The organism is Staphylococcus sp. 231237_7MaSpsaltlick, from assembly GCF_043107035.1.
This window is the reverse complement of sequence record NZ_JBICNX010000016.1, coordinates 1-16077: the sequence shown is the minus strand read 5'-3', so window position 1 is coordinate 16077 and position 16077 is coordinate 1. Positions and strand designations below refer to the sequence as shown.

Genomic DNA, 16077 nt, shown 5'->3' with positions numbered 1-16077 from the left:
TTGTATTATATTTAGATTTTACCGAACTTTAGCATATTTTGCTAGAATGAGGGTGCTTTATTTAGAAAATTATAATTATTATGATACTGTAAAACTTTAAAAATATACTCAAGATACCTTTGAAAAATAAATGCTTTTTATACTACTAAACAAATGCAAAAAATTATTAAATCGTGATATGATGTAGTTTAAGAATTGTATATGGAGGCTAAAATATGGCTAAGGAAAATGTATGTATCGTATACGGAGGAAAAAGTGCAGAACACGATGTTTCAATATTAACAGCACAAAATGTTTTGAATGCTATTGATAAAGCACAATATCAAGTAGATATTATTTACATAACAAATGATGGTGCATGGAAAAAGAAAGAAAATATCGTAGACACTATAAATGATATAGACACTTTACGTTTAACAGAAGTTGAAGCGGGAGAAATATCCCAATTGCTTAACGTAGGTAGTACTGGCAATCCTTATAGTGCTGTTTTCCCTGTATTACATGGGCCAAATGGTGAGGATGGTACAATCCAAGGTTTGTTTGAAGTATTGGATATACCTTATGTAGGTAATGGCGTTTTAGCTGCCTCAAGTTCAATGGATAAATTAGTAATGAAACAACTTTTTGCACACAGAGGTTTACCTCAATTGCCATATGTGAGTTTTTTAAGAAGTGAATATCATAAATATGAAGGTAATATCTTGAAATTGGTTCATGATAAATTAGAATATCCAGTGTTTGTTAAACCAGCTAACTTAGGCTCAAGTGTAGGAATTAGTAAATGTAATAATGAAGAAGAATTAAAAGTTGGTATTGAAGAAGCTTTTCAGTTTGACCGTAAGTTAGTTATTGAACAGGGGATTGATGCTAGAGAAATCGAAGTTGCTGTATTGGGTAATGATTATCCAGAAACAACTTGGCCAGGAGAGGTCGTTAAAGATGTTGCGTTCTACGATTATAAATCAAAATACAAAGATGGAAAGATTAGATTAGAAATTCCAGCTGACCTAGATGAAGAAGTTCAAATGACTTTAAGAAATATGGCTGTAGAAGCATTTAAAGCAACTGACTGTTCAGGTTTATTACGTGCCGATTTCTTTGTTACTGAAGATAATCAAATTTTCATAAATGAGACTAATGCTATGCCAGGATTTACTGCATTTAGTATGTATCCTAGTCTTTGGGAAAATATGGGCGTGTCCTACGCAGATTTGATTAAAAAATTAATTGAATTAGCTAAAGAAAAACACAAAGATAAAAAACAAAATAAATACAAAATTGATTGAGGCGGATAAATTATGATTGAGGTAACGTTAGAACAAATTCAAGAATGGATTCCTTGTGAAATTGATAATGAGTATATGGACCAAGGTATACAAGGTATTTCTATTGATTCACGCGATATTAAAAGTCAAAATTTATTTATTCCGTTTAAAGGTGAGAACGTTGATGGACATAAATATGTAGCACAAGCATTAAAAGATGGTGCAGGTGCTTCGTTTTACCAAAAAGGGATGCCATTAGATGAACGTGTTGATGGCCCGATTATATGGGTCGAAGATACGTTAACAGCATTACAACAACTTGCAAAAGCTTATTTAGAGTTTGTAAATCCTCAAGTCATTGCAGTTACAGGATCAAATGGTAAAACTACTACTAAAGATATGATTGAAAGTGTGCTAAAACCACAATTTAAAGTTAAGAAAACACAAGGTAATTATAACAATGAAATTGGTATGCCCTTAACTATTTTAGAATTGGATTTAGATACTGAAATATCAATTCTTGAGATGGGAATGTCAGGTTTTCACGAAATTGAATTTTTATCAAATTTAGCGGAGCCTAATATTGCAGTAATAACAAATATTGGTGAGTCACATATGCAAGATTTAGGTTCTAGAGAAGGTATTGCGAAAGCTAAATCTGAAATTACTGTTGGCTTACAACCAGGTGGTTTGTTTATCTATGATGGAGACGAGCCGTTGTTAGAACCTTATGTAAATCAATTAACTAATGTCGACTTAATTAGCATAGGTAAAAATTCAACTAATTCACTTGTAAGTCAAATGGAGTCTATTAATAATGATGGTATTGCATTTACTATTAATGAAGAAGAGCGATTTGAGCTACCAATATTAGGTGAACATAATATGAAAAATGCTACGATTGCGATTGCTGTAGGTAAGAGATTGAATTTGAGTTACGACACAATTTTTAATAATCTAAGTAAAGTTCAATTGACTGGTATGAGAATGCAACAGTATCATACTTCTGATAATTCGTTAGTAATAAATGATGCTTATAATGCAAGCCCGACAAGTATGAAAGCGGCTATTGATACTTTAACAGTGATGGATGGTAGAAAAATATTAGTATTGGGCGATGTATTAGAATTAGGCCCTGATAGCCAAATCATGCATGAACAAGTTGGAAAATATTTAGATGGTAAAGCTATAGATACACTATTTACTTTTGGTACGGAGTCGCAATATATAAGCAATGTAGGCAAACAATATGTTAACCATGTCGAGCATTTTGAGGATAAACAAAAGTTGATCCAAACTATAAAAACATATGTACAACCAGAAGATAAAGTATTAGTAAAAGGTTCAAGAGGCATGAAATTAGAAGAAGTCGTTGAAGTATTAATCTAAGTAAGCTCATATTAAATAACGATATTAATAGCTAAAGTTAGCCATACTATTTAATTTCGTTATCATATATATAACGTATCTTAATATATAAGGCCGGGGCGTAAAATGTCTCGGTCTTAGCTATGCTATTAGCACATGAGATTATTGAATAATATTATAAACAGTTAAGTACAAAGTTAAAATTACTTACACACGATTAAGTTATTAACATGTACATACAATATTATGGATTTTTATTATAATGTTGGATATATTTAAAAACTTTAAATAAATATATTTAAAGTAAAAGGTAGCTACACTTTAAAACTATACTAATCTGACAATTAACTTAAAAAATTAATTAACAAAATTTTTTCGAAAGTTGAAACTCATATTGGAAAATAAATTTAAACGCTTACAACCTATGTCTTACAAGGTTTAACATGACGATAAGAATATTCAATACACATGATATATCTTATTTAATCAAATTTGGTTTATTGCGATTATATACTTGAGGTGGTACTATAAAGAAGTTGAAGAAACTTAAGTGAACATATATGTATAGAAATACAGATAAATAAAGGAGAATTATATTGCAAAATTTTAAAGAATTAGGGATCTCAGATAAGATGGCAGAAACCCTACAATCCATGGGGTTCGATGAGGCCACTCCTATACAAAAAGAGAGTATCCCTCTTGCCTTAGAAGGCAAAGATGTTCTTGGTCAAGCGCAGACTGGTACAGGTAAAACAGGCGCATTTGGTATTCCATTAATTGAAAAAGTGGCAGACCAAGAAGGCGTTCAATCATTAATCCTTGCACCAACGAGAGAATTAGCGATGCAAGTTGCAGAATCACTAAAATCGTTTGCTAAAGGACAAAATGTACAAGTAGTTACAGTATTTGGTGGCATGCCAATCGACCGCCAAATCAAAGCGCTTAAAAAAGGACCACAAATCGTAGTAGGTACGCCAGGTCGTGTGATAGATCACTTAAATCGTCGCACATTAAAAACAACTGATATTCATACGTTAATTTTAGATGAAGCGGATGAAATGATGAACATGGGCTTCATCGATGACATGAAATTTATTATGGATAAAATACCTGCAGAACAACGTCAAACTATGTTGTTCTCAGCTACTATGCCTAAAGCAATTCAAACATTAGTACAACAATTCATGAAATCACCTGTTATTGTTAAAACAATGAACAATGAAACATCTGATCCACAAATTGAAGAATTTTATACTATTGTAAAAGAATTAGAAAAATTCGATACATTTACAAGTTTCTTAGATGTACATCAACCAGAACTAGCTATTGTATTCGGTCGTACAAAACGTCGTGTTGATGAATTAACAAGCGCGTTAATTTCAAAAGGATACAAAGCTGAAGGATTACATGGTGATATCACACAAGCAAAACGTTTAGAAGTATTGAAAAAATTCAAAAATGACCAGTTAGACATTTTAGTAGCAACAGATGTTGCAGCAAGAGGCTTAGACATTTCAGGTGTAAGCCATGTTTATAACTTCGATATTCCTCAAGATACTGAAAGTTATACACACAGAATTGGACGTACTGGTCGTGCTGGTAAAAAGGGTGTTGCGATTACATTCGTTAACCCAATTGAAATGGATTATATCCGTCAAATTGAACAAGCAAACAAACGTCAAATGACAGCTTTGAGACCACCTCATCGCAAAGAAGTGCTTAAAGCACGTGAAAACGACATTAAAGGTAAAGTTCAAAATTGGATGTCTAGAGACAGCGAGCCTAGATTACAACGTATTGCTACTGAGTTAATCGAAGAATATAATGATGTGAATTTAGTTGCAGCATTATTGCAAGAGTTGGTTGAATCAAATGATGATGTTGATGTTCAATTAACATTTGAAAAACCGTTATCTCGCGGCAAAGGTCGTCAAGGTAAAGGTGGACCAAAACGTGGTGGTGGCAATCACAAACGTGGCGGTGGCAAATTTGATAACAAAAACCGTCGTTCAAGTAAAGGCGGATTCAACAATAAGAAAAAAAATGACAGACCTTCTTCAGACAGAAACAACAATAAGAAATCAATGAAAGGTCGCACATTTGCCGACCATAAAAAATAGTAAATAATTTATCATATATGAAATTTAGGTTTAATCATCCCAATTATTTGGGGTGATTTTTTGTGTTCATATATAAATTACATATTGTTATCGAAACACAGTTTAATAGATACATTTGATAAAAGGGAAGTGAAGCGTGCAATAGCCTTATGTTATAATGAGTTGAAATCTCAATAGAGGAGTGTATATATGTCGAGCGAACAACTATTTAAGAAAAGTCCTAGCCAAGCATTAACTTACTATTATATTAGTGAGGGACTATCATTTATAGTTAATATGATTATAGCAATTGTCTTAATATTTTTATGGAGTCATTTTAATTGGTGGCATTTTATAATCTACTTAATATACGCATTTATTTTATTTGATATTATATATGCTGTCCTAAAACCTTGGATTACTTATCGGTATACTTATTATCGAATTATGGAAAATTATATAGAAGTTAAATTTGATTTCTTTTTTAAAACTCAAAAAATTGTAAAACTTGAACGTACTCAATTTACTGAACGCAAAAACAACCCAATTTTAAAGAAGCTAGATTTGGCTAAAGTTTCATTAGTTACAGCGGGTCATCGTGTGAGCTTTCCACTAATATCGATTAAAGACTCAAAAGCATTTGAATCAATGACGCTTGGTTATTTGAAAGGAGCTGATTTTGATGTATAAACCACAAAAACTGCATCCCATTTCTTACTTAACAGGTATTATTGAAGCAATTAAGCAAAACATCTTTTTAATCATTATTTTTTTAGTATTTAATATTAGAGATTTTGATTTCACAAATATTTATGCTTATATCTTCCCAGGTATAGTAAGTTTGTTTTTTATTATTTCATTCATAAATCAAGTGCTAAAAGTATATAACACACGCTATTGGATAGAAAATGATCATTTTGTTTTAGCAACAGGTATATTTACAAAAGAAAGAAAAGAATTAAATATTCGTCGTATTCAAACGTTAGACACATCACAAGGCATTATCAATCAATTAGTTGGGGGCGTGAAATTACAAATTAAGACGCCTAGTGATGGTATTGATTTAGATACAGTGTCAAAATCACAAAGTGAAACGATTCAGCAAGCTTTGAGAGATAAGCAAAAAGAATTAATCAATGATAGTGATGAAACGCAAAGTAAGATGGATATTTCGGCAGAAGATGAACATAATACTGAAGTAGATAATCAGCCAGTACATTTATATAAGCTTAACTTTAAAGAATTGTTATTTATGGCACTAACTAGTGGTGCAATAGGTGTTGCATTTGCTGCGCTATCACCAATTATTGGTGGTTTGTCGAACGTCATTCCTTGGGATTGGTTAACGGATGAATTTGCACAAATTTCGCAAGCAATTTTCGTTATAGTGCTCATGATGATAGCAATAGTTATAGCAATAAGTTATATAGTAGGAACATTTATTGTCATTGTACGTAATTTTAATTATACAGTGACGCAAAACAACAATCAGTTAAATATTAAATATGGTCTTTTTAATGTGAAAAGTATTACTGTCCCTACAGATAGAGTGCAGGCAATTGTTGAAAAACAATCATTTTTGAGGAAATTATTTGGCTATACGGCCATCCATTTTGTCATAACAAGTGATATGAACGGTAACGATAAAGATGATGTATCTTTAGATGGCAATGTTATGATTCTTCCATTTATTAAGCGAGATAAAGGCTATGCAATTATCAAAAATTTAATTCCTAATATGTCATTTGAAAAGCCAGAGCAAGGCATGCCTTGGAGAGGTTTCCATAGACATTTTTGGAAGGAGTCAATTGTCATTGTTGTTGGGGCTGTTATTATTAATTATTTTTGGGAGCCTTGGGTGTTCTTGATCGCCGGTATAATAATATTATTATTAATCATACATAGCTATCTTGTTGTTAAGTATTCCGGTTTAAAGGTGGAAAATGACGAAATCGTGATACGCAATGTGACTCTATTTGGATTTAGAAATTCATATTTTAAACATAATAAAATATTAGGGATGGAAATAAAACGCAATCCATTTCTTATTAAAAGTAATTTAGGAAACTTTAATTTTATTATTGCAAAAGCTGCGGGTAATGAAGCAATAGGTCTTGATTTTAATCCGCAGAAGCATGTTCAAATACTTAGGTGTTGGTACTTGAGAGGTGAAAATGATGGAGAACTATAACAATATGCATGAGTCAGGTAAGACAGTGATGCGACTCTCTGCAACTATTACTGTAGCGATTTTGTTAATTGCATTCACTATATTTAACGTGGTCAACTATGTATGGCTTGAATGGATTGATAAAGAGCAGATGAAATGGATTATTATTATTGGAGTTAGTATAGCGCTCGTATATCTAATTATAAGTGTTATTTTCATTCCAATATATAGTTATAAAATTTTCAAATATAATATAGATGATAACGTAGTTACAGTTAGAAATGGTTTGTGGTTTGTGTCAGTAATGAAAGTTCCGTTATTTAGAATACAAAATGTAGACACACATGAAGGGATTTTAATGAGGAAATATAAATTAGCAAATCTTACATTATCAACTGCTGGCGGTAATATAAGTATTAAATTTATTAATAAAACAACTGCCACAAGGTTGAAACAACAAATTAAATCCGTAAATAAGGACAAAAACCAGTCAAACTAATTGCTAATTATCTGTTTATAAACAAGTGAATAAAAAGTTATGCAAAAGTAAGGAGAAACGCTATGATACACGGTATAGGTGTGGATTTAATTGAGATTGACAGAATAAAAAAACTTTACCAAAAGCAAGATAAACTTGTGGAACGTATTTTAACAGTAAATGAACAACATAAGTTTAATGGATTTAAAAATGAACACCGTAAAATGGAATTTCTAGCTGGACGTTTTGCATGTAAAGAAGCTTTTAGCAAAGCTTTAGGGACAGGAATTGGTAAAACGGTTGCTTTTAACGATATAGATTGCTTCAATGACGAAAATGGAAAACCTTGCGTTTATTACGGTGATTTTAATGTACATGTGAGTATTACGCATACAGAACACTATGCAATGAGCCAAGTTATTTTAGAAGTTGATGATGTTTTTTAAAAATTGCAGTATGTTTGATTTGGCTATCTTATTATGAGTGTTATAAAATTAATTTAATATAAAGATATGTATATCATTATAAGCATATAGGAGGTATAAATTTAATGTCTGATAAGTACTATAGATCGTCATACTTGAATGTGGATTTAAATGCCATTGTCTCTAATTTTCAAGTTTTTCAAAAATTACATCCAAATAAAACTGTCATGCCTGTAGTTAAAGCAAATGGGTATGGACTAGGAAGCGTACCAATTGCTAGACAACTTATGGAAAATGGTGCGGAGTTTTTTGCGGTAGCGACGCTTGATGAAGCTATTGAGTTGCGAATGCATGGTATAGATGCAAAGATACTCGTATTAGGTGTAATCCCTTCATATAATATTAGTAAAGCTATCCAACATCGTGTTGCAATTACAGTCCCTTCGAAAGATTGGTTGGTTGATGCGATTCAAGAAATTCCAGAAACAAATGAAAAAGATATTTGGCTACATATTAAATTAGATACTGGTATGGGCAGATTAGGTATGAAAGACGTTGATGAGTACAAAGAGGTTATATCGCTTATCCACTCACAAGAGCATTTAGTATTTGAAGGCGTGTTCACTCATTTTGCATGTGCAGATGAAGCTGGTGAATCAATGAATGAACAACAAGCCCTATTTGAAGAAATAGTTAATCAAGCTGATAAACCAGATTATATACATTCTCAAAACTCAGCAGGTGCATTAATGAAGGATACACAGTTTTGTAATGCAGTTAGGGTCGGCATTTCACTATATGGTTATTATCCATCACAATATGTAAAAACGAATGTTAAAGTACATTTAAAACCTAGCGCACAGTGGATTAGTGAGGTTGTTCAAACTAAAATACTTCAAGCTGGAGAATCAGTAAGTTATGGTAGCGTATATACAGCTGATAAACCAACAAGAATAGGTATTATTCCAGTAGGATATGCAGATGGTTTTCCAAGAATAATGAAAGGCTTTAGCGTGAATGTAAATGGTATCCAATGTGAAATCATTGGAAAAGTATGTATGGATCAGATAATTATAAAAATTCCTGAAGATATAGAAGCAGGAGATAAAGTCATTATTATGGACCATCATAGTGATAACCCACAATCAGCTGAAGCGTTGGCATACCAACAAAAAACTATTAATTATGAGGTTTTATGTAGACTGAGTAGAAGATTGCCGAGGATTTATCATGAGACTAAGGGCTTAGAAATTCGAAATGAATTGCTAAAATAGTATAGTCACTTTATGTAAAATTTGTTATTATATATCTAACAAGAAATCTCGATATATTCTATTTTAGTCACCTGGAGGTCTTTATTCATGGCAAGTTTTAATCAAAGTAGAAACCATAGTATTGAACAACTATTAAAAGAAGGCTATTCTCAAATGGCTGACTTAAATCTCTCCCTTGCAGCAGAAGCCTTTCCATTTGAATGTGAAGCTTGTGATTGCAATGAAGTTTACATTAGCTCCAAGAATAATAATGAATGATGAGAAGAGGAGACGTTTATTTAGCTGATTTGTCACCAGTGCAAGGGTCTGAACAAGGGGGAATTAGACCCGTCGTTATTATACAAAACGATACTGGTAATAAATATAGTCCTACAGTAATTGTGGCTGCAATTACTGGTAGGATTAATAAAGCTAAAATACCTACACATGTAGAAATAGAAAAAAGTAAATATAAACTTGATAAAGATTCTGTTATATTGTTAGAACAAATCAGAACTTTAGATAAAAATAGACTAAAAGAAAAATTAACATATCTTTCTGAGAAAAAAATGAAAGAAGTTAACATTGCTATTGATATAAGTTTAGGATTACATAATATTAGGAATAATAAATCCTAAGTTTCAAGGGGTTACTTAATAAGTAAATATATTAGTAAATGCTAGACATCGATTTGCTATAACATGTAACAACCATTTAATTGTTGAGTTAATTAAGTTTGTTGAATTTTGAATTTTATTATAGTGGTTGGATACCTTTACATAAGATGTCTAAGTGAGAAGCTTTAGGGTATCCTAAAGCTTTTTTAAATATTAAAGTAGAAACTTTTCTAATTATTAATCCAATATAATGAGATGCTAAAGCAATAATCAGCATTTACATATCCTATTTAAAACATACATCAAGAACATAAATTTATGTTACATCCAATGTATGCGATTTATATTTGCATTTTGAGGAGGAAAATACCGCGTGGAAGAATTCAAAAATCAATATAAAACGCTAATTGATAAAAGCTTACATACAAATGATTCAATTGAATTATTAAATGAGTGTAAGCGTTTTACCGAAGAAGTCGTAAAAAAAGATTTATTGCCTGAAGATATCGTGCAAATACATAAAGAGCACATACAAAATCAAAATTTAGATGAAGCGCAAATCTTGAAAACATTTAATGTGTTGAAAGAAATTGTTAAAGGATTCGGTTATAGCTATAGAGACTATAAACAATTAGTAGATCGCTTGCAATATCATGATAAAGAAATTGATTTAGCATCACGTTTACAACAAACAATGTTGAAAACAGATATACCTCAATTTGATAGTATACAAATTGGTGTGATTTCTGTTGCAGCGCAAAAAGTAAGCGGAGATTACTTCAACCTCATTGATCATAAAGATGGTACGATGAGTTTTGCAGTAGCAGATGTCATTGGTAAAGGTATTCCGGCTGCATTAGCCATGAGTATGATAAAGTTTGGTATGGACTCGTACGGACATTCTCAGTTACCAAGTGATGGTTTGAAAAGATTGAATCGTGTGGTAGAAAAAAACGTTAATCAAAATATGTTTGTAACAATGTTTTATGGACTATATGAAGAACTAAATCACTTATTATATTGTAGTTCAGCTGGCCATGAGCCAGGCTACGTCTATCGTGCTGAAACTGAAGCATTCGAAGAAATTACTGTGCGTGGTCGAGTCTTAGGGGTAAGTCAACAGACACGATATAAACAGCAAGAAATTCCGATTTATTTAGATGACTTAGTAATTATATTCACTGATGGTGTGACAGAAGTTAGAAATGAAGCTGGAGACTTTTTAGATAAACATCATCTATTAGATATGATTCATAAATATAAGCATATGCATCCTCAGGATATAGTGCAGCTTCTATATGAGGCTATTTTAAAGATACAGAATCCTGAAAAAAGAGATGATTTAACGATATTAATAATAAAAAGAGTGAATTAGTTTTTGATTATTTAGATTTAAAATTTAACTTTAAGGGTATAAAAGTTATTAATGAGACTATAATTAGGAGTGTAATGTTATGAACCTTAATATTGAAACTGTGACTCATGATACTCATTATGAGGTGAAAGTTGGTGGGGAACTGGATGTTTATACAGTTCCTGAGTTAGAAGAAGTCTTAGTTCCAATGAGACAAGAAGGAACGCATGATATATATGTAAATTTAGAAAATGTTAGTTATATGGATTCGACTGGTTTAGGTTTATTTGTAGGTACATTAAAAGCGCTAAACCAAAATGATAAGGAATTATATATTCTAGGTGTTTCAGATCGAATAAACCGACTATTTGATATTACAGGATTAAAAGATTTGATGCATGTTAATGAAGGAACGGAGGTCGAATAACATGCAACATAAACAGGATTATATTGAAATGCGTTTACCAGCCACAGCAGAATATGTAAGTTTGATACGATTGACCCTATCAGGCGTATTTTCACGCGCAGGTGCTTCATACGATGATATAGAAGATGCCAAAATTGCTGTAAGTGAAGCAGTTACTAATGCAGTAAAACATGCCTATAAAGATAACCCAAATGATGTAGGAATGATAAATCTATGTTTTGAAATTTTTGATAATAAGATAAAAATCGTCATCTCTGACCAAGGAGAAAGTTTTGATTATGAAGAAACGAAAGCCCAATTAGGGCCTTATAAAGAAGATGAAAATATTGATTTCTTAAGAGAAGGAGGTTTAGGTCTGTTTTTAATTGAATCATTAATGGATGAAGTTACGGTTGATAAAAAATCAGGAGTAACAATCAGCATGATAAAGTATATTAAAAAAGAGCAGGTGCGAAATAATGGCGAGAGAGTCGAAATCAGTTAATGATGTATCACCTGAACAAATTAACCAATGGATTACAGAGCACCAAAACAATGAAAACTCTGATGCTCAAGATAAACTTGTAAAGCATTATAGAAAGTTAATCGAATCATTGGCATATAAATATTCTAAAGGTCAATCTCATCATGAAGACCTCGTTCAGGTCGGTATGGTTGGTTTAATCGGTGCAATTAATCGGTTTGACTTGTCCTTTGATAGAAAGTTCGAAGCCTTTTTAGTACCAACCGTAATTGGTGAGATAAAACGTTATTTACGTGATAAAACATGGAGTGTCCATGTACCTAGAAGAATTAAAGAGATAGGACCACGTATTAAGAAAGTAACAGATGAATTAACAAATGAACTTGAGCGCTCACCTTCTATTACAGAAATTGCAGACAGACTTGAAGTGAATGAAGAAGATGTATTAGAAGCAATGGAAATGGGTCAAAGTTATAACGCATTAAGTGTTGATCATTCTATTGAAGCAGATAAAGATGGTTCTACAGTGACATTATTAGATATAATGGGACAACAAGATGATAATTATGATTTAACAGAAAAAAGGATGATATTAGAAAAAATATTACCTATTTTAACTGAAAGAGAAAGACAAATTATTCAATGTACGTTTATCGAAGGTTTAAGTCAAAAAGAAACAGGAGAAAGAATTGGTTTGAGCCAAATGCATGTTTCAAGATTACAAAGAACCGCGATTAAAAAACTTCAAGAAGCTGCGAATAAATAATCATTAAATTCAAAAGGCAGGATCTCTAAACTTAGGGTGCTGCCTTTTTATTTGTAGTTATATAATTAAAATAAAGCGTTAATCAAATATGTTAAAATATATAAGATAGATAAAAATAAATACATAATTGTGAGTGGAGGATTCTATGGATAGTAATTTAATACAATCTATAAGAGATAAATATAATTTTACGACTAAACAAATCAATGCGGTGTTAACATTATTAGAAGATAAAAACACTGTGCCATTTATTGCTCGTTATAGAAAAGAACAAACTGGTGGTTTGGATGAAGTTGAAATTAAACAAATTGATGATGAATATCAATATATGGTTAATCTTCAAAAAAGAAAAGAAGAAGTTATACATAATATAGAAGAACAAGGTTTATTAACAACAGGTCTAAAAAATGATATTTTAAAACAGACTAAACTTCAGAGAGTTGAAGATTTATATAGACCTTTTAAACAGAAAAAGAAAACAAGGGCTACAGAAGCAAAAAGAAAAGGGTTAGAACCACTTGCACAATGGTTAAAACAATCGGCAGTAGAAACTTCGGTCGAAACGAAAGCGCAACAATTTATTACAGAAGAGGTTCCGAATGTAGAAGATGCAATTAAAGGTGCTCAAGATATCATTGCAGAGTTAGTATCAGATGAACCTAAATATAGAAGAAAAATTTTAAAAGATACATTCCAACATGGCAGTATTATCACCCAAAAGAAAAAGAACGCTGAAGATGAGAAGGAAATATTCTCAATGTATTATGACTATACAGAACCGGTGAAAAAGATCGCAAATCACCGTGTATTAGCTGTTAATCGTGGAGAGAAAGAAAAAGTATTAACCGTAAAAGTGGAAATGGACACTCAAGGCATTGAAAACTTTATTCGCGAAAATGAAATAAATGATAAACATGAAGGTACTTATATAATTGAAAACGCTATAAAAGATAGTTTGAAGCGCTTGATTATGCCTTCTATTGAAAGAGAAATAAGAGGGGATTTAACTGAAAAAGCTGAAAATCATGCTATAGATGTGTTTAGCGAAAATTTAAGAAATTTATTGCTACAACCTCCAATGAAAGATAAGCAAATACTAGGTGTAGATCCAGCGTTTAGAACTGGATGTAAACTTGCAGTGATTAATCCATACGGAACTTTTGTTGCAAAAGGTGTTATGTATCCACATCCGCCAATCAATAAAAAAGATGATGCTGAAAAAACATTTATACAATTTGTACAGGCGTATGATGTTGAATTGATTGCTATAGGTAATGGGACAGCTAGCAGAGAAACAGAGCAATTTGTTGCAACAATGATTCAAAAACATAAATTAAATGTACAATATATTATTGTAAACGAGGCCGGTGCATCTGTGTACTCTGCTTCAGAAATAGCAAGAAGTGAATTTCCTGAGTTTCAAGTTGAAGAACGTAGTGCAGTTTCAATTGGTAGAAGAGTACAAGACCCATTAAGTGAACTCGTTAAAATAGATCCGAAATCTATCGGTGTTGGGCAGTACCAACATGATGTAAATCAAAAAGCTTTGGAAGGTGCGCTAACGTTTGTAGTTGAAACGGCAGTTAACCAAGTAGGGGTTGATGTTAATACTGCTTCTCGTTCATTACTACAATATGTTTCTGGTCTGACACCAACTATTGCTCAAAATATAATAGATTATAGAGAAGAAAACGGCGCAATAACACATAATAAAGATATCGCTAAAGTAAAACGATTAGGCGCAAAGACATTTGAACAAAGTATTGGTTTTATGAGAATAGTGGATGGTAAAGAACCATTAGACAATACATCAATTCACCCTGAAAGTTATGAAGTTACTTATCAATTGTTAAAAGAAATTGATATGACTCCCAAAGATTTGGGATCAAAACAACTTAAATCAGTATTAAATCATGTGAATGTTGAATCAACAGCAGAGAAATTAAATATTGGGGAGCCTACATTAGAAGATATAATAAAATCATTAATTGCACCTAATAGAGACCCTAGAGATGAATTTGAAACTCCGATTTTAAAATCAGATGTCCTTTCTATTGAAGATTTATCTAAAAACATGAAACTTCATGGTACTGTTAGAAACGTAGTAGACTTTGGAGCGTTTGTAGATATAGGGGTAAAACAAGATGGTTTAGTACACGTATCCAAATTGTCTAGAAAGTTTATTAAAAATCCAATGGATATTGTAAGTGTTGGGGATATTGTAGATGTATGGATTTTAGATATTGATGAGAAAAAAGGTAAAGTGTCATTAACGATGATAGATCCTAATGGATAACAATGAAATACAACAATTAACTGAAACAATATCTAGAAAGTATTTTGGCTGTGAATTTCAGCATAAAGCATATTTTAATAATAGATTAAAAACTACTGGTGGACGCTATATATTAAATTCACACAATATAGAAATAAATGAAAAGCAATTTATAAAATACGGAGAATCGGCAATTATTGATATTATAAAACATGAATTATGTCACTATCACCTACATATTCAAGGCAAAGGTTATAAACATAAAGACGCAGATTTTAAGGTTTTAAGTAAACAGACAGGGGCGCCTAGATTTTGCGCCCCTTTAGAAAAATACGAAGAACGAGCAAAGTATATCTATAAATGTGAAAACTGTGGTGTTGAGTTTCCGAGAATTAGAAAAGTAAACACAAAGAAAATGGTTTGTGGCAAATGCAAAGGGAAGTTAACCCAAGTAGAAAAATAGAATATTAAGTTGAAGGAATGAGTCTTAATGTTATGTTAAGGCTCAATTTTTTATGTAAAAGAAACTAAAAATACTATTAAATCGAGAAATAAATGAGTATTTTAACAACATAAGTAAAGTATAATATATATGGTTGTTATTTTACTCATTTTAGTTTTTGTTTTATATTGACGTTTAGCTATATATGTTATAAGATAATAAACGTTGAAAAATTAATAACAACTTTCGTTAAAGAAATATTAACTTCATTAATTTGATTTGAAAAGTTATTGACAAAATATTAAGTATATATTATAATAGAATGTGTTACTTAATAGAAGAGAAAAACCGTTTTGCTAAGCGGCCGTGGCGGAACGGCAGACGCGCTAGGTTGAGGGCCTAGTGGGAGTATTCCCGTGGAGGTTCAAATCCTCTCGGCCGCATCAAATACCTTATTTAAATAAGCGGGTGTAGTTTAATGGCAAAACCTCAGCCTTCCAAGCTGATGTTGTGGGTTCGATTCCCATCACCCGCTCCATATAGAAATTTTAATGAACATTGAAAACTGAATTGCAATATGTCAACGTTAATTCCGAACACAACATTAAATTGTTGGTTCAAAACAGTGTTAGAGATAACACAAATTAGTATTTTATGAGCTAATCAAACATCATA

The 16077-nt window shown here is 31.7% G+C and carries 16 protein-coding genes and 2 tRNA genes; all 18 read left to right on the top strand.

Translation table 11 applies throughout. From position 1 onward, the window contains the following. The first annotated feature begins 215 nt into the window (after positions 1–215). The 18 genes from ACF91D_RS22225 (at position 216) to ACF91D_RS22140 (ending at position 15940) form a co-directional block, all read left to right on the top strand. Complete coding sequence (locus ACF91D_RS22225; protein ID WP_039069745.1) at positions 216–1286, top strand: D-alanine--D-alanine ligase; 1071 nt, start codon at positions 216–218, stop codon at positions 1284–1286. 12 nt (positions 1287–1298) lie between these two features. Then, a complete protein-coding gene (locus tag ACF91D_RS22220) occupies positions 1299–2654 on the top strand; it encodes a UDP-N-acetylmuramoyl-tripeptide--D-alanyl-D-alanine ligase (RefSeq protein ID WP_069792678.1) in 1356 nt (451 codons plus the stop codon). Positions 2655–3229: 575 nt separating this feature from the next. Further along, the gene (cshA, locus tag ACF91D_RS22215; RefSeq protein ID WP_039069743.1) at positions 3230–4753 is read left to right on the top strand and encodes a degradosome RNA helicase CshA; all 1524 of its coding nucleotides are present in this window, start codon (positions 3230–3232) and stop codon (positions 4751–4753) included. Positions 4754–4942: 189 nt separating this feature from the next. Then, positions 4943–5422 (top strand): PH domain-containing protein, encoded by a 480-nt coding sequence (locus tag ACF91D_RS22210; protein WP_039069742.1) that lies wholly within the window; start codon positions 4943–4945, stop codon positions 5420–5422. Next, the gene (locus ACF91D_RS22205) at positions 5415–6923 is read left to right on the top strand and encodes a PH domain-containing protein (protein ID WP_039069741.1); all 1509 of its coding nucleotides are present in this window, start codon (positions 5415–5417) and stop codon (positions 6921–6923) included. Before ACF91D_RS22210 ends, ACF91D_RS22205 begins: the two co-directional genes overlap by 8 nt. Further along, complete coding sequence (locus tag ACF91D_RS22200; RefSeq protein WP_327621066.1) at positions 6910–7401, top strand: PH domain-containing protein; 492 nt, start codon at positions 6910–6912, stop codon at positions 7399–7401. The genes ACF91D_RS22205 and ACF91D_RS22200 overlap by 14 nt, the downstream gene beginning before the upstream one ends. Positions 7402–7463: 62 nt before the next feature. Beyond that, entirely contained in the window at positions 7464–7826 is a 363-nt protein-coding gene (gene acpS / locus ACF91D_RS22195; protein WP_039069739.1) for a holo-ACP synthase, read from the top strand. Between the two features lie 104 nt (positions 7827–7930). After that, entirely contained in the window at positions 7931–9079 is a 1149-nt protein-coding gene (gene alr / locus ACF91D_RS22190; RefSeq protein WP_039069738.1) for an alanine racemase, read from the top strand. Between the two features lie 87 nt (positions 9080–9166). Then, complete coding sequence (gene mazE, locus ACF91D_RS22185) at positions 9167–9337, top strand: type II toxin-antitoxin system antitoxin MazE (RefSeq protein WP_017722121.1); 171 nt, start codon at positions 9167–9169, stop codon at positions 9335–9337. Beyond that, positions 9334–9696, top strand: a complete 363-nt coding sequence (locus ACF91D_RS22180; RefSeq protein WP_039069737.1) for a type II toxin-antitoxin system PemK/MazF family toxin — start codon at positions 9334–9336, stop codon at positions 9694–9696. The genes mazE and ACF91D_RS22180 overlap by 4 nt, the downstream gene beginning before the upstream one ends. Before the next feature lie 352 nt (positions 9697–10048). Further along, complete coding sequence (locus tag ACF91D_RS22175; protein ID WP_039069736.1) at positions 10049–11050, top strand: SpoIIE family protein phosphatase; 1002 nt, start codon at positions 10049–10051, stop codon at positions 11048–11050. 79 nt (positions 11051–11129) lie between these two features. Further along, positions 11130–11456, top strand: coding sequence for an anti-sigma factor antagonist (locus ACF91D_RS22170; RefSeq protein WP_029377954.1), 327 nt, complete (start codon positions 11130–11132; stop codon positions 11454–11456). A 1-nt stretch (position 11457) separates the two neighbouring features. Further along, positions 11458–11940: an anti-sigma B factor RsbW gene (rsbW, locus tag ACF91D_RS22165; RefSeq protein WP_039069735.1), complete on the top strand. Its 483-nt coding sequence runs from the start codon at positions 11458–11460 to the stop codon at positions 11938–11940. Next, positions 11915–12685, top strand: a complete 771-nt coding sequence (sigB, locus tag ACF91D_RS22160; RefSeq protein ID WP_039069734.1) for an RNA polymerase sigma factor SigB — start codon at positions 11915–11917, stop codon at positions 12683–12685. Before rsbW ends, sigB begins: the two co-directional genes overlap by 26 nt. Before the next feature lie 145 nt (positions 12686–12830). Next, positions 12831–14981, top strand: coding sequence for a Tex family protein (locus tag ACF91D_RS22155; RefSeq protein WP_039069733.1), 2151 nt, complete (start codon positions 12831–12833; stop codon positions 14979–14981). After that, positions 14974–15423, top strand: coding sequence for a SprT family protein (locus tag ACF91D_RS22150; RefSeq protein ID WP_039069732.1), 450 nt, complete (start codon positions 14974–14976; stop codon positions 15421–15423). Before ACF91D_RS22155 ends, ACF91D_RS22150 begins: the two co-directional genes overlap by 8 nt. 339 nt (positions 15424–15762) lie before the next feature. Further along, positions 15763–15845, top strand: a tRNA-Leu gene (locus ACF91D_RS22145). A 21-nt stretch (positions 15846–15866) separates the two neighbouring features. Continuing rightward, positions 15867–15940 (top strand) — tRNA-Gly (locus ACF91D_RS22140). Positions 15941–16077 lie beyond the last annotated feature (137 nt).

Coding starts and splice junctions, on each gene's coding strand:
- ACF91D_RS22225 (WP_039069745.1), top strand. CDS start 216: ATGGCTAAGGAAAATGTATGTATCGTATACGGAGGAAAAAGTGCAGAA.
- ACF91D_RS22220 (WP_069792678.1), top strand. CDS start 1,299: ATGATTGAGGTAACGTTAGAACAAATTCAAGAATGGATTCCTTGTGAA.
- ACF91D_RS22210 (WP_039069742.1), top strand. CDS start 4,943: ATGTCGAGCGAACAACTATTTAAGAAAAGTCCTAGCCAAGCATTAACT.
- ACF91D_RS22205 (WP_039069741.1), top strand. CDS start 5,415: ATGTATAAACCACAAAAACTGCATCCCATTTCTTACTTAACAGGTATT.
- ACF91D_RS22200 (WP_327621066.1), top strand. CDS start 6,910: ATGGAGAACTATAACAATATGCATGAGTCAGGTAAGACAGTGATGCGA.
- acpS (WP_039069739.1), top strand. CDS start 7,464: ATGATACACGGTATAGGTGTGGATTTAATTGAGATTGACAGAATAAAA.
- alr (WP_039069738.1), top strand. CDS start 7,931: ATGTCTGATAAGTACTATAGATCGTCATACTTGAATGTGGATTTAAAT.
- mazE (WP_017722121.1), top strand. CDS start 9,167: ATGGCAAGTTTTAATCAAAGTAGAAACCATAGTATTGAACAACTATTA.
- ACF91D_RS22180 (WP_039069737.1), top strand. CDS start 9,334: ATGATGAGAAGAGGAGACGTTTATTTAGCTGATTTGTCACCAGTGCAA.
- ACF91D_RS22170 (WP_029377954.1), top strand. CDS start 11,130: ATGAACCTTAATATTGAAACTGTGACTCATGATACTCATTATGAGGTG.
- rsbW (WP_039069735.1), top strand. CDS start 11,458: ATGCAACATAAACAGGATTATATTGAAATGCGTTTACCAGCCACAGCA.
- sigB (WP_039069734.1), top strand. CDS start 11,915: ATGGCGAGAGAGTCGAAATCAGTTAATGATGTATCACCTGAACAAATT.
- ACF91D_RS22155 (WP_039069733.1), top strand. CDS start 12,831: ATGGATAGTAATTTAATACAATCTATAAGAGATAAATATAATTTTACG.
- ACF91D_RS22150 (WP_039069732.1), top strand. CDS start 14,974: ATGGATAACAATGAAATACAACAATTAACTGAAACAATATCTAGAAAG.